The 13091-nt window shown below is 64.2% G+C and carries 7 protein-coding genes and 2 pseudogenes; 2 read left to right on the top strand and 7 right to left on the bottom strand.

Going from position 1 to position 13091, the window contains the following annotated elements; genetic code table 11:
• Positions 1 to 2 precede the first annotated feature (2 nt).
• The 6 genes and pseudogenes from BAY1663_RS01945 to leuC form a co-directional block, all read right to left on the bottom strand.
• Positions 3 to 2743: pseudogene (locus tag BAY1663_RS01945) on the bottom strand (FimV/HubP family polar landmark protein).
• Between the two features lie 144 nt (positions 2744 to 2887).
• Positions 2888 to 3898, bottom strand: a complete 1011-nt coding sequence (locus BAY1663_RS01950; RefSeq protein ID WP_037037576.1) for an aspartate-semialdehyde dehydrogenase — start codon at positions 3896 to 3898, stop codon at positions 2888 to 2890.
• Positions 3899 to 4036: 138 nt separating this feature from the next.
• Positions 4037 to 5149 carry an aspartate-semialdehyde dehydrogenase gene (gene asd / locus BAY1663_RS01955; RefSeq protein WP_037037578.1) on the bottom strand — a complete coding sequence of 371 codons (1113 nt, stop codon included), beginning with the start codon at positions 5147 to 5149 and terminating at the stop codon, positions 4037 to 4039.
• Between the two features lie 53 nt (positions 5150 to 5202).
• Positions 5203 to 6285 (bottom strand): 3-isopropylmalate dehydrogenase, encoded by a 1083-nt coding sequence (leuB, locus tag BAY1663_RS01960; protein ID WP_037037579.1) that lies wholly within the window; start codon positions 6283 to 6285, stop codon positions 5203 to 5205.
• A gap of 94 nt (positions 6286 to 6379) precedes the next feature.
• Positions 6380 to 7027: a 3-isopropylmalate dehydratase small subunit gene (gene leuD / locus BAY1663_RS01965; protein ID WP_037037580.1), complete on the bottom strand. Its 648-nt coding sequence runs from the start codon at positions 7025 to 7027 to the stop codon at positions 6380 to 6382.
• A gap of 11 nt (positions 7028 to 7038) precedes the next feature.
• Entirely contained in the window at positions 7039 to 8466 is a 1428-nt protein-coding gene (leuC, locus tag BAY1663_RS01970) for a 3-isopropylmalate dehydratase large subunit (protein WP_037037582.1), read from the bottom strand.
• 147 nt (positions 8467 to 8613) lie between these two features.
• Here leuC and BAY1663_RS01975 point away from each other — a divergent pair, with 147 nt between their 5' ends.
• Together BAY1663_RS01975 and BAY1663_RS01980 are read left to right on the top strand one after the other, a co-directional pair.
• Positions 8614 to 9495: a LysR family transcriptional regulator gene (locus BAY1663_RS01975; protein WP_037037614.1), complete on the top strand. Its 882-nt coding sequence runs from the start codon at positions 8614 to 8616 to the stop codon at positions 9493 to 9495.
• 52 nt (positions 9496 to 9547) lie between these two features.
• Positions 9548 to 12519 (top strand): annotated as a pseudogene (locus BAY1663_RS01980) (EAL domain-containing protein).
• A gap of 123 nt (positions 12520 to 12642) precedes the next feature.
• On the opposite strand, the gene BAY1663_RS01985 reads toward BAY1663_RS01980, so the two are convergent.
• Positions 12643 to 13089 carry an Hsp20 family protein gene (locus BAY1663_RS01985; protein WP_037037615.1) on the bottom strand — a complete coding sequence of 149 codons (447 nt, stop codon included), beginning with the start codon at positions 13087 to 13089 and terminating at the stop codon, positions 12643 to 12645.
• Between the last annotated feature and the right edge of the window lie 2 nt (positions 13090 to 13091).

A 13091-nucleotide genomic window follows, 5' to 3' on the forward strand; every position in this document is an offset into this window, starting at 1 on the left:
GGTCAGGCTAATTTGGCGAGCATCTCTCGCGCCTCTTGCTGCTGTGCATCGCTACCCTCGGTAATGACCTCATCGAGAATGTCACGCGCACCTTCGGCGTCGCCCATGTCGATATAGGCTCTGGCGAGATCCAGCTTGGTGGTGGTTTCGTCGGTATCGGAGAAGAAATCGAAATCCTCGTCCAGCTCGTCGGCGGCAGCGGCAGCTGGTGCCACCGTGGTTTGAGCCGGCTGCTCCAGGTCATGGGACAAGCCCTGCAGTTCGGCCTCCACTTCCTCCAGCTGTTCGGCGAAGCTGTCGGCTTGGGGTTCGAGCTGCGCATCTTCCAGCGAAAGGTCGAAATCGTCCGGCAGCTCGGCTGCGCCAGCGCTGGGTTCAGCCAATGCGAAGTCGAGCTCATCGCCATCGGCAGAAGCCGGGGCGCCTGCAGACTCGCCATCCAGGTTCAGCGAAAAGTCTTCATCGGCCAGGGACTTGTCGGCCTCGTTCTCCAGATCGAAAGAAAAATCTGCCAGCTCATCGGAACGAGCCTGATCTTGCCCAGCCTCATCCTCGAGATCGAAGGAAAAATCGCTCGCCGCCTGCGAACCAGTCGTGGCCAACGGCTCTTCATCCAACATCAGGTCATCCAGAGAGAGGTCATCTTCTTGCTTGGCAACGGGTTCGACAGTCGGACGCTCATCGTTCAGATCGATATCCAGATCATCCAGGCTCAGGTCGAACGCATCATCGAGATCCTGCCCCGCCACCGGCGCTACCGGCTCGTCAAGGTCAAGGTCGTCGAGATCGAGACTGTCCACGTCCAGCTGGCTGGCAGCCACCGCCGCTGCGGCCGCGCCGCCGGCTACGACCATTGCCGGGTACTTGCGCTTCAGCTGTTCGACATCATGGGAAGCGCCACCGATCTCACGCAATTCGGCTTCTTCGCGGGCAAAGCCATCGCGGTTACCCAACTCCGCATAGACTTCCATGAGCTTGAGTCGCAGGTCGCTGCGCTGAGGCTCATCGTTGCGGGCGTTCTGCAGCAGCTCGGCAGCCTGGTTGAAGCGACCGTAGGCGATGTAGATCTCTGCCTCGGCCAGTGCATCACCAGTCGACGGCGCAAGCTCGTCAACGGCCTGGGCAGGTTCGGCGATAGTGGAAAGCGGGGCCGGCTGGCGATGCTCCTCGCCGATGTCGGCATATGCCGGCGTGCCGACCTCCAGATTGTCCACGACGCTATCGGCCAGCAGGCTTTCCTGCAGCTCCGCCTCCTTCATGCGTTACGCCGGGACAAGGCCATCAGCCCGACCAGCAGCAATAGCAGCGCGCTACCGCCGAGAACCCCGAGCAGTAGCGTATTGGATAGAAGATCGTCGATCAGCCCCTTCGGCTCGGGCTCGCGGACGGGTGCTGCCGGCTTGGCAGGTGCTGGCTTTGGCGCCGGTTTGGCGGGAGCCGGCTTTGGCGCCGGCTTGGCTGCGGCCGGAGGCTTGGCGGGCACCGCTGCTGCGCCCTGCCCTGTCGGTTGCTCGTTGCCGCTCGCCGCGGGGCTGTCCGCAGGATCGGCGGAATCACCGTCGATCGAAGCCCCTTCGGGGCTCGGCGCATCGACGGCCTGGCCATCGGCCGCCAACTGCGCCTGGAACTTGGCGAGCTGATCATCCTTGAGCTGCATCAGCCGCTGGAGCTTCTCCAGCTGGCCCTGCAGGTCATTCAAGCGATCCTTCAATTCATCGTTTTCACGGCGGCTGGAGTCCAGGCTTTCCTGGGTGACGGCAAGCTTGTCACGCAGAGCCTGGTCGTTGTCACCGGAGCCGGTATCGCTGCCTGCCGTCGACTTGCCCGCATCGGCGGCAACCAGGCGCAGATTGTCGCCGGTCTCGCTACGCGACGGTGCGGCTCCTGCCTCGGTACGACGCGTTGCATCCAGCTGGCGCGTACCGGCAACGGCACCGTTTCTGGACTGGCGCCAGGCTGCGTTCTGTTGTGCAACCTGGCTGATGGCCTCAGCCTGGGAGCGACTGCCGATCTGCTCGGCATCAGGCAGGCGCAGTACCTGCCCGCTCTTCATGCGGTTGATATTGCCATCGATGAAGGCGTTCGGATTCAGGTCCTGGATGGCCAGCATCGTCTGGTGCACAGTTCCACCACGACGGTTCTGCTCGGCGATTTCCCAGAGTGTGTCGCGGGCCGACGTGCGGTATTCGTTGCCACCTTGCGAGACGGCAGCCGTAGAGACGCCGGTCGCCGCCGGCGCAGCGGCAGGCTGGCGAGCCGGAGCAGGACGAGCCGGGGCGATACTCGGCGCCGGGGCGGCGATCGGCAGCTGCGGCGCGACGGCAACGGCAGTTTCCGGGGAATACAGGGGCGGGTCGAGCAGCAGCGTGTACTCGCGAAGCAGGCGACCGCTGGGCCAGAGGACCTCTACCAGGAAGTTGAGATAGGGCTCACGCACCGGCTTGCTGGAGGAAACCTGAATGACACTCTTGCCATTCGGACGCAGTACGGGGGTGAACTTCAGATCGGTCAGAAAATACTGACGATCGATACCGGCCCGGCTGAAATCCTCCTGGGAAGCAAGTACCGGAACCACTTCGCCCGGAGCCAGATTATCGGCATCCAGAAGCTCGATTTCCGCGACCAGCGGTTGATTCAATGACGACTGAAGCGTGACCTCTCCCAACCCAAGCGCATGGGCCATTTCTGTAGTCAGCGCGGTAGCAGCCGCGATTGCCAGCACCAGATTGCGAACCCGAACCATTATTTAATCCCTTGTTTATCTTTTTCTCGAACTTCGAGAGGGTCTTATGCCACTGCCCGCGCCACCTCGTGGTGGCTCCCCATCAGCGATAAGCCGTTCAGCGCATCGGCTAGAATTATTCTTCGAATTTCGAGTAAGTATCTTTTACAGGTAGTGTTTTATCAACAACTCACCAGACTGCACGGCATTCAGTGCCGCGCCTTTTCGCACGTTATCAGACACAATCCACAAATTGAGTTCGCGCGGGTCATTCATTCCTCGGCGCAGCCTGCCCACATAGATGACATCCTGCCCAACCGCGTCACCGACGACCGTCGGATAGTCACCGGCCTCCACCAGCTCGATGCCCGGCGCTGCGTCCAGCGCCGCCGACAACCGGTCGATATCCACGCTTTCCCGGCTCAGCAAGGACAGCACAAGGCTTTCCCCGAAGAAAACCGGCGCCTGCACGAACGTAACGGCTACCGCCAGCTCGGGGAGCCCCAGCAACTGCCGGAGCTCGTCGACCAGACGCCGCTCCTGCCGAGCATGCCCTTGGGCGTCGACCTCTTCGGTCTGCGCCAGCATGTTGAAAGCGACCTGCCGATCGAAAACCCGCGGCTCCAGGGGACGCGCATTCAACAACTCGGCGGTCTGTCGGGCCAGCTCGTTCACCCCGGCGCGCCCGCGTGTGGAAACCGGCAAGCAGGCCGTGACCGAGACGCGCTGCACGTCCAGCTGCTGGCGGACGGGCGCGAGCAGGGTGCTCAGCGCCACGGCCTCGGGGAGCGGGCTGGCAACGGCACGACAATCGTGCAATGTGTCGAGCAATCCACCATTCACTTCGGGCACCAGGCACGGCAAATCATCCACCGGGCAAGCGCCGCTCAGATCGACCATCAGGCAGCCCGCCGCAGCAGCCACCTCCCGATGGCTGGCGGCCGAGCCCGCATCGCATGCGAAAAATACCAGGCGCGCCTTGGTGAAATCGAACCCGGCGGTATCACGCACCCGCAGGTTGCGCCCCCTGAACGCGTGCGCCTGCCCGACGGAATCGCCAGCATCCAGCAGATACAGCTCCGCGACCGGGAAATCACGCTCTTCGAGCACTTCCAGCAGCGCCTCGCCAACCAGGCTGCTGGCACCGACCACTGCAACATCAACACGCGAGGGCATCGCCACCTCCAAGCATTACGGACCGGCACTGTAGCGAAATGGCCGCATGCTGCAAGCAGCACTGCCAAGCGGTACGTCGAGACAAATGAAAACGCCGCGATCGGGTCGCGGCGTTTCTTTCACCCATCGGGTAGGCGATCAACGTTCCAGCAGGATTCGCAGCATGCGCCGCAATGGCTCCGCGGCGCCCCACAGCAACTGGTCGCCCACGCTGAAGGCGCCCAGGTAGTGCGAGCCCATGTTGAGCTTGCGCAGGCGGCCAACGGGCACGTTCAGGGTGCCGGTGACGGCAGCCGGACTCAGGTCCTGCATGCTGGCATCGCGATGATTCGGCACCAGCTTGACCCAGGGGTTGTGCTGGCTGATCAGCCCCTCGATATCCGAGATCGGCACATCCTTGTTCAGCTTGATGGTCAGCGCCTGGCTGTGGCAGCGCATGGCACCGACACGCACGCAGATGCCGTCGACCGGGATCGGGTTCTTGAAGCGCCCGAGGATCTTGTTGGTCTCGGCCTGCGCCTTCCACTCCTCGCGGCTCTGCCCGTTGGGCAGTTCCTTGTCGATATAGGGGATCAGGCTGCCGGCCAGCGGCACGCCGAAGTTGTCGACCGGGAAGGCTTCGCTACGCTGGGTCTCGGCGACCTTGCGGTCGATGTCGAGGATGGCGCTGGCCGGGTTGGCCAGATCGTCGGCCACCGCCGCGTTGATGGCACCCATCTGCTTGATCAGCTCGCGCATGTTCTGCGCGCCGGCGCCGGATGCCGCCTGATAGGTCATGGCGCTCATCCACTCGACCAGCCCCGCTTCGAACAGACCGCCGAGGCCCATCAGTGCGAGGCTGACGGTGCAGTTGCCGCCGATGTAGTTCTTGGTACCGGCATCGAGCTGCTGGTCGATGACCTTGCGGTTCACCGGGTCGAGCACGATCACCGCGTCGTCCTGCATGCGCAATGCGGAGGCGGCATCGATCCAGTAGCCCTGCCAGCCGGCTTCACGCAGCTTGGGGAAGACTTCGTTGGTGTAGTCGCCGCCCTGGCAGGTCAGGATCACGTCGAGACTCTTCAGCTCGTCGATACTATAGGCGTCCTTCAGCGCAGCGGTTTCCTTGCCGATGGCAGGCCCCTGGCCACCGACATTGGAGGTGGTGAAGAACACCGGCTCGATCAGGTCGAAGTCCCGCTCTTCCAGCATCCGCTGCATGAGCACGGAACCGACCATACCGCGCCAACCGATCAGACCTACACGTTTCATCGCAACTACACCTATAGATTAAGTGGCCCACCCCTCGAAGGCGGGCCAAGAGATTACAACTTCGCGAGCGCCGCGACTACTGCGTCACCCATCTCCCGGGTGCCAACCTTGTTACAGCCTTCGGACCAGATGTCGCCGGTGCGCAGGCCCTGGTCGAGCACGTCGCTGACCGCCCGCTCGATGGCATCGGCCGCCGCCACCTGGTTGAAGCTGTAGCGCAGCATCATCGACACGGAGAGGATGGTCGCCAGCGGATTGGCGATGCCCTTGCCGGCAATGTCCGGCGCCGAGCCATGGCAGGGCTCGTACATGCCCTTGTTGCTGGCATCCAGCGAGGCAGACGGCAGCATGCCGATGGAGCCGGTCAACATGGAAGCCTCATCCGACAGGATGTCGCCGAACATGTTGTCGGTGACGATCACGTCGAACTGCTTGGGCGCGCGCACCAGCTGCATGGCCGCGTTGTCGACATACATATGGCTGAGTTCGACTTCCGGGTAATCCTTGGCGACTTCCTCGACCACTGCGCGCCACAGCTGGCTGGACGCCAGCACGTTCGCCTTGTCCACCGAGCAGAGCTTCTTGTTGCGCACCATGGCCATGTCGAAACCGACCTTGGCGATGCGACGGATCTCGCTCTCGCTGTACGGCAGCGTGTCGTAGGCCATGCGCTCGCCGTTTTCCAGCAGCTTGCTCTCACGCGGCTGGCCGAAGTAGATGCCGCCGGTCAGCTCGCGCACGATGAGGATATCCAGCCCGGCGACGATTTCCGGCTTGAGCGACGAGGCATCGGCCAACTGCGGATAGAGCAGCGCCGGGCGCAGGTTGCCGAACAGGCCCAGCTGCGAACGGATCTTCAGCAAGCCGCGCTCCGGACGGATGGCCGGGTCGATGCTGTCCCACTTCGGCCCGCCGACCGCGCCGAGCAGGATGGCGTCGGCGGCACGCGCGCGCTCCAGGGTCTCGTCGGCCAGCGGCACACCGTACTTGTCGATGGCCGCGCCACCGAGCTCGTCATAGCTCAGCGCGAAGCCCAGCTGGAATTTGTCGTTGGCCAGCTGCAATACCTTGACCGCCTCGGCCATGATTTCCGGGCCGATGCCGTCGCCGGGGAGAACCAGAATCTGTTTGGACATAACATTTCCTTCGGAAAAGCTTGAAGCTGAAAGCCAGAAGCTGGAAGCCGAGCGCTGTTACTTCCAGCTTTCGGCTTCCGGCTTCAAGCTCGTGTCATTTGATCGCGCCGAACAACCAGGGCTGGCTCTGCTGATGGCGAACTTCGAAGGCCTTGATCGCCTCGGCGTCCTGCAGAGTCAGGCCGATATCGTCCAGGCCGTTGAGCAGGCAGTGCTTGCGGAAGGCATCGACCTCGAAGCGGTACTGCTTGCCGTCCGGTCGGGTCACGGTCTGCGCGGCCAGGTCGACGGTCAGCTGGTAACCTTCGGTCGCCTCGGCCTGCTGGAACAGCTCGTCCACCTCCTCTTCCTTCAGCACGATCGGCAACAGGCCGTTCTTGAAGCTGTTGTTGTAGAAGATGTCGGCGAAGCTCGGCGCGATGATGGTGCGAAAACCATACTCGTCCAGCGCCCACGGCGCATGCTCGCGGGAGGAGCCGCAGCCGAAGTTCTCGCGCGCCAGCAGCACACTGGCGCCCTGGTAGCGCGGGAAGTTCAGCACGAAGTCCTGGCTCAGCGGACGCTGCGAGCAGTCCTGGTTCGGCTGGCCGACGTCCAGGTAACGCCATTCGTCGAACAGGTTGGGGCCGAAGCCGGTGCGCTTGATGGACTTGAGAAACTGCTTGGGAATGATCTGGTCGGTATCGACGTTCGCGCGATCCAGCGGGCAGACCAGGCCGGTGTGTTGGGTAAAGGCTTTCATCGGTTCTCTCCTCAGGCCTGGATCAGTTCGCGCACATCGATGAAGTGACCGGTCACCGCCGCGGCGGCGGCCATGGCCGGGCTGACCAGGTGGGTACGCCCGCCGGCACCCTGGCGGCCTTCGAAGTTGCGGTTGGAGGTCGAGGCGCAATGCTCGCCGCTGCCCAGCTTGTCCGGGTTCATCGCCAGGCACATGGAGCAGCCCGGCTCGCGCCACTCGAAGCCGGCCTCGAGGAAGATCTTGTCCAACCCCTCGGCCTCGGCCTGCTGCTTGACCAGGCCCGAGCCCGGCACCACCATCGCCTGCTTGACGTTCGCGGCGACCTTGCGCCCCTTGGCGACTTCGGCGGCGGCCCGCAGATCCTCGATCCGCGAGTTGGTGCAGGAGCCGATGAACACGCGGTCCAGCTTGATCTCGGTGATCGGCTGGTTGGCCGCCAGGCCCATGTACTTCAGCGCACGGACGATGGAGTCGCGCTTGACCGGATCGGCCTCGACGGCCGGGTCCGGCACGTTCTGGTCGACCGCCAGCACCATCTCCGGCGAAGTGCCCCAGCTGACCTGCGGCTTGATCTCTTCGGCCTTGAGCTCGACGACGGTATCGAACACGGCATCGGCATCGGAAACCAGGCCCTTCCACAGCGCAACGGCCTTGTCCCAATCGGCGCCCTTCGGTGCGTACGGGCGCCCTTCGACATAGGCGATGGTCTTCTCGTCCACGGCGACCATGCCCACGCGGGCACCGGCCTCGATGGCCATGTTGCAGAGGGTCATGCGGCCTTCCATGGACAGCTCGCGAATGGCGCTGCCGGCAAATTCCAGCGCGTGGCCATTGCCGCCGGCGGTGCCGATCTTGCCGATCACGGCCAGCACGATGTCCTTGGCGGTGACGCCGAACGGCAGTTGGCCTTCGACGCGCACCTGCATGTTCTTCATCTTCTTGGCCACCAGGCACTGGGTGGCGAGCACGTGCTCGACCTCGGAGGTACCGATGCCATGGGCCAGCGCGCCGAAGGCGCCGTGGGTCGAGGTGTGCGAGTCACCGCAGACCACGGTCATGCCTGGCAGGGTCGCGCCCTGCTCCGGGCCGATGACGTGGACGATGCCCTGGCGCACGTCGTTCATCTTGAATTCGAGGATGCCGAAGTCATCGCAGTTCTCGTCGAGGGTCTGCACCTGGATGCGCGAGACCTCGTCGGCGATGGCTTCCAGGCCGCCCTGACGCTCGCCCTTGGTGGTCGGCACGTTGTGGTCCGGGGTGGCGATGTTGGCGTCGATGCGCCACGGCTTGCGGTTGGCCAGGCGCAGCCCTTCGAAGGCCTGCGGCGAGGTCACTTCGTGGAGGATGTGACGGTCGATGTAGATCAGCGACGAACCATCGTCGCGCCGCTTCACCTCGTGCATTTCCCAGAGCTTGTCGTAGAGCGTCTTGCCGGCCATCGGACTTTTCCTCATCTGCTTTCTATGCGGGGCGAATAGCCCTTGCGCTTATGAGGGTGATGCTATGGGCTTGCATTGAATTACTCAAATTCATATTTTTTATCCAAAGCATTCCTTACAGGAATCACCATCAACGCGAGGGGAATGATGGATCTCGCCAACCTCAACGCCTTCATCGCCATCGCGGAAACCGGCAGCTTCTCGCTGGCCGCGGAACGTCTGCACCTGACCCAGCCAGCCGTGAGCAAACGCATCGCGGCACTGGAAATGCAGCTCGACGTGCGCCTGTTCGACCGCCTGGGCCGCGAGATCAGCCTGACCGAAGCCGGCCGTGCCCTGCTCCCGCGGGCCTACCAGATACTCAATGTACTGGACGACACCCGCCGCGCCTTGACCAACCTCAACGGCGACATCGGCGGGCGCCTGAGCCTGGCGACCAGCCATCACATCGGCCTGCATCGCTTGCCGCCGCTGCTGCGCGCCTTTACCCGCGCGCATCCACAGGTGAGTCTGGATATCCGCTTCCTGGATTCGGAAATAGCGTACGAAGAAGTACTGCATGGCCGTGCAGAACTCGCGGTCATCACCCTGGCCCCGCAGACGGCCGCGCCCATCCAGGCGGTCAAGGTCTGGGACGACCCGCTGGATTTCGTCGTCGCGCCCGAGCACCCGCTGGCGCAGAAGCCCGACATCACCCTGGCCGATGTAGCCGGCCATCCGGCGGTATTCCCCGGCGGCAATACCTTCACCCACCACATCGCCCAGCGCTTGTTCGAGCGTGAGGGGCTGACGCCCAATATCGCCATGAGCACCAACTATATGGAGACGATCAAGATGATGGTCTCCATCGGCATCGCCTGGAGCGTGCTGCCGCGCAGCATGCTCGACGAGCAGGTGGTGCGCCTGCCGCTGCCGGGCATCCAGCTGTCACGGCAACTGGGTTACATCCTGCACACCGAACGCACCCTTTCCAATGCCGCCAAGGCCTTCATGGCCCTGCTGGATGCCGACAAGGACCGCTTGCGCTGAGCCCTGGCCAACGGATAACGTCGATCCATAACAATAAGCGGAACGGCCATAAATGACCGATCACTCGTCCATCGCCGACACCCCGTCTTCATCTGCCACGCACAACCAGGAAGACCGCAACCACAGCGCCTCGTCTCGCTCCCGCACCCGCCCGTTCGACCTCGCCATCCCGCAAGGGCATCCCTGGAACGACACCGCTCACCTGCTGGCGGTGCTCGGTGATGCCCGCTTCGGCGTCTGGGCCTGGGAGCTGAAAACCGGCAGGCTCTACTGGTCGCCCCGCAGCCAGGACCTGTTCGGGCTCGATGGCGGGCCGGAGTTCGCCACAGGCATCGCCGGCTACCTGGAGCTGGTCGCCGAAGAGGACCGCGAGACGGTCGGCCAGGTCTTCGAGGCGGCACTGCACAACGACGACCGGCACCTGCGCCTGGAACACCGGGTCCGCTGGCCGGACGGCAGCCTGCACTGGCTGGAACTCACCGGGCAGCGCCACGGCGCCGAAGCGGCCGAACAGCCGATGCTGATCGGCGTGATTCGCGACAATACCGAACAGCGCCAGCAGGCCGAGGCGCTGCAGCAGAGCCAGGAGCGGCTGCAACTGGCCCTCGAGTCCGTCCAGCTGGGCACCTGGGAATGGCATATTCCCAGCGACATGCTCTATGCATCGGCGCGCGCCTCGGACCTGCAAGGGACCATGGAAGGCCCCTATCATGGCTCGTTCCGCGAGTTCTTCGCCCATGTACCGACCGAGGACCGGCAGAAGATGCGCCACGCCTACAGCGATCTGCTCGCGGGCCGCATCGAGCAGTACCAGGTCATCTACCGCGCCCAGCCGGCAAGCGGCGGCACCCGGCACCTGGAAAGCACCGCCAAGCTCTACCGGGACGCCGAAGGCCGCCCGCTGCGCATGGCCGGCATCATCATGGACATCACCGAGCGCGTGCTGCGCGAACAGCACTTGAGCGCCTCGGAGGAAAAATTCGCCACGCTGTTCCAGGGCAGCCCGGACCCCATCTGCGTCTCGCGCATCCGCGACGGCAGCTTCCTGGAAATCAACCCCAGCTTCAGCAAGACCTTCGGCTGGCAGCCGCAGGACATCGTCGGCCGCACCGCGCCGGAAATCGGCTTCTGGCGCGATGAGCGGCGGCGCCAGACGCTTTACGCACAACTGACCGCGGAGCAATCGCTGGAAAATGCCGAGGCCGAGTTCCGCTCGCGCGATGGCGAATCGATCACCTGCGTGGTGTCCAGCCGCTTCATTCGGGTCGAGCGCAGGCTGTGCATCATCACCACCTTTCGCGACATCACCAAACGCAAGCAGGCCGAAGCGGCGCTGCGCGCGAGCGAAGCGAAGTTCGCCAAGGCGTTTCGCGCCAGCCCGGACGCCATCACCATCACCGAGCGCGCCAGCGGCCGCTACATCGAGGTCAATGAAGGCTTCTGCCGGCTGTCCGGCTATCGCATGGACGAGGTGATCGGCCGCACCGCGCACGAATTGCGCGTCTGGCCCGAGTCCCAGCGCCAGGAAATCATCGAGGCGATCGAGCGCGAGGGGCGCCTGAGCAACCGTGAAATGCGTGGCATGGACCGCGACGGGCGGATCAAGCACATCGAGGTCTCGGTCGAACCCATCGAACTCGACGGCATGGACTGCCTGCTGCTCACCGCCCGCGACATCGGCGAGCTCAAGGCGGCGCAGGCGCAGGTCCATCACATGGCCTACCACGACCCGCTGACCAACCTGCCCAACCGCGCACTGCTGATGGACCGCCTGACCCAGCACAGCGCGCTGCACCAGCGCCACGACCTGCGGGGTGCCCTGCTGTTCCTCGACCTCGATCATTTCAAGCACATCAACGACTCGCTCGGGCATCCGGTCGGCGACGCCGTGCTGAGAATGGTCACCGCGCGGCTGGAAGCCAGCATTCGCCAGGAGGACACCGTGGCGCGGCTCGGCGGCGACGAGTTCGTCGTGCTGCTGACCGGTCTCACCGGCCGACGCTCGGAAGTCACCCGCCATGTCCGCCAGGTGGCGGAGAAGCTGCGCAAACTGCTCGCCGAGCCCATGCAGTTCGAAGGCCACCGCCTGCAGGTCACGCCGAGCATCGGCATCGCCCTGATTCCCGATCACGGGGCGACGCCGGCCGACCTGCTCAAGCGCGCCGACATCGCCCTCTACCGGGCCAAGGACGCCGGGCGCAACGCCATCCAGCTGTTCCGCAACACCATGCAGGAAGCCGCCAGCGCGCGCCTGCGGCTGGAGAACGAACTGCGTCAGGCGTTGCTACGCAACGAATTCGAGCTGCACCTGCAGCCGCAGGTGGATGCCCGCAACGGCCAGATCATCGGCGCGAGGCGCTGTTACGCTGGCAGCACCCGCGGCAGGGCATGCAGACGCCCGCGGCGTTCATCCAGGTCCTGGAAGAAGGCGCCCTGCTGCCCGAGGTGGGCAGTTGGGTTATCGACGAGGCCTGCCGAATCGGCGCGGCACTGATCGAAGACGGCCTGGTCGATCCTGCCGCTTTCAGCCTGTGCATCAATATCAGCCCGCGGCAGTTCCGCCAGAACGACTTCGTCGAACGCGTCGTCCTGGCCCTGGACAAAAGTGGCTTGCCGCGCCAGATGGTGAAACTGGAAATCACCGAAAGCATCGTCATCCAGCACCTGGACGACACCATCGCCAAGATGCGCCGCCTGCGAAAACTCGGCATCGGCTTCGCCATGGACGATTTCGGCACCGGCTATTCGTCGCTCACCTATCTCAAGCGTCTGCCGGTGGACCTGCTGAAAATCGACCAGTCGTTCGTGCGCGACGCGATCGCCGATGGCAACGATGCGGAAATCATCCGCGCCATCGTCGCCATGGCCTCCAGTCTGGGCCTCGAGGTCATCGCCGAGGGCGTCGAGCAACGGGCCCAGCTGGACCTGCTCCAGCGGCAGGGCTGCCACCTCTACCAGGGCTATCTGTTCAGCCGCCCGCTGCCCGTCGCCTGCTTCCGCGAGCTGCTGGAGGCTGGCCGCTAACCACGAAAAAGGGCGCCGCAGCGCCCCGAATCGCTGTAGGAGCCGGCTTGCCGGCGATCCGCCGCAGCAGAGCATCGCAGCGAGGACTGGGCGTCCCCCAGACGCCTACAAGAAGCCCCCGGATCAGCCTTCCAGCGCCGGCCGCGGCTCGGCATTGATCGGGATGCGCTTGGGCTTGGCCTCTTCCGGCACGACACGCACCAGATCGATGTTCAGCAGGCCGTTGTTCAACGCGGCCCCCTTCACCTCGATATGGTCGGCCAGGCGGAACGACAGCTTGAAGGCGCGCTGGGCGATGCCCTGGTGCAGGTAGGTGACGTTCTGCGCCTCGTTTTCGCGCCGACCGCCACTGATGGTCAGCATGCTGCGCTCGACCTGCAGGTCGAGGTCCGACTCCTGGAAGCCGGCGGCCGCGATCACGATGCGGTACTGGTCATCGCCGTGCTTCTCGATGTTGTAGGGCGGATAGGAGCTGCCGGAATCGTTGCGCAGGGCCGACTCGAACAGGTCGTTGAAGCGGTCGAAGCCGACCGATTGGCGGAACAACGGAGCCATGGAAAAAGAAGTCATGA

The organism is Pseudomonas sp. BAY1663 (assembly GCF_000582595.1).
GTDB classification, from domain to species: Bacteria; Pseudomonadota; Gammaproteobacteria; order Pseudomonadales; family Pseudomonadaceae; genus Stutzerimonas; species Stutzerimonas stutzeri_AF.

What these genes read in the sequence shown, in the direction of transcription:
- leuD (WP_037037580.1), bottom strand. Translation starts at nt 7,027, where the DNA reads ATGAAAGCCTTTACCCAACACACCGGCCTGGTCTGCCCGCTGGATCGC.
- leuB (WP_037037579.1), bottom strand. Translation starts at nt 6,285, where the DNA reads ATGTCCAAACAGATTCTGGTTCTCCCCGGCGACGGCATCGGCCCGGAA.
- BAY1663_RS01975 (WP_037037614.1), top strand. Translation starts at nt 8,614, where the DNA reads ATGGATCTCGCCAACCTCAACGCCTTCATCGCCATCGCGGAAACCGGC.
- leuC (WP_037037582.1), bottom strand. Translation starts at nt 8,466, where the DNA reads ATGGCCGGCAAGACGCTCTACGACAAGCTCTGGGAAATGCACGAGGTG.
- asd (WP_037037578.1), bottom strand. Translation starts at nt 5,149, where the DNA reads ATGAAACGTGTAGGTCTGATCGGTTGGCGCGGTATGGTCGGTTCCGTG.
- BAY1663_RS01985 (WP_037037615.1), bottom strand. Translation starts at nt 13,089, where the DNA reads ATGACTTCTTTTTCCATGGCTCCGTTGTTCCGCCAATCGGTCGGCTTC.
- BAY1663_RS01950 (WP_037037576.1), bottom strand. Translation starts at nt 3,898, where the DNA reads ATGCCCTCGCGTGTTGATGTTGCAGTGGTCGGTGCCAGCAGCCTGGTT.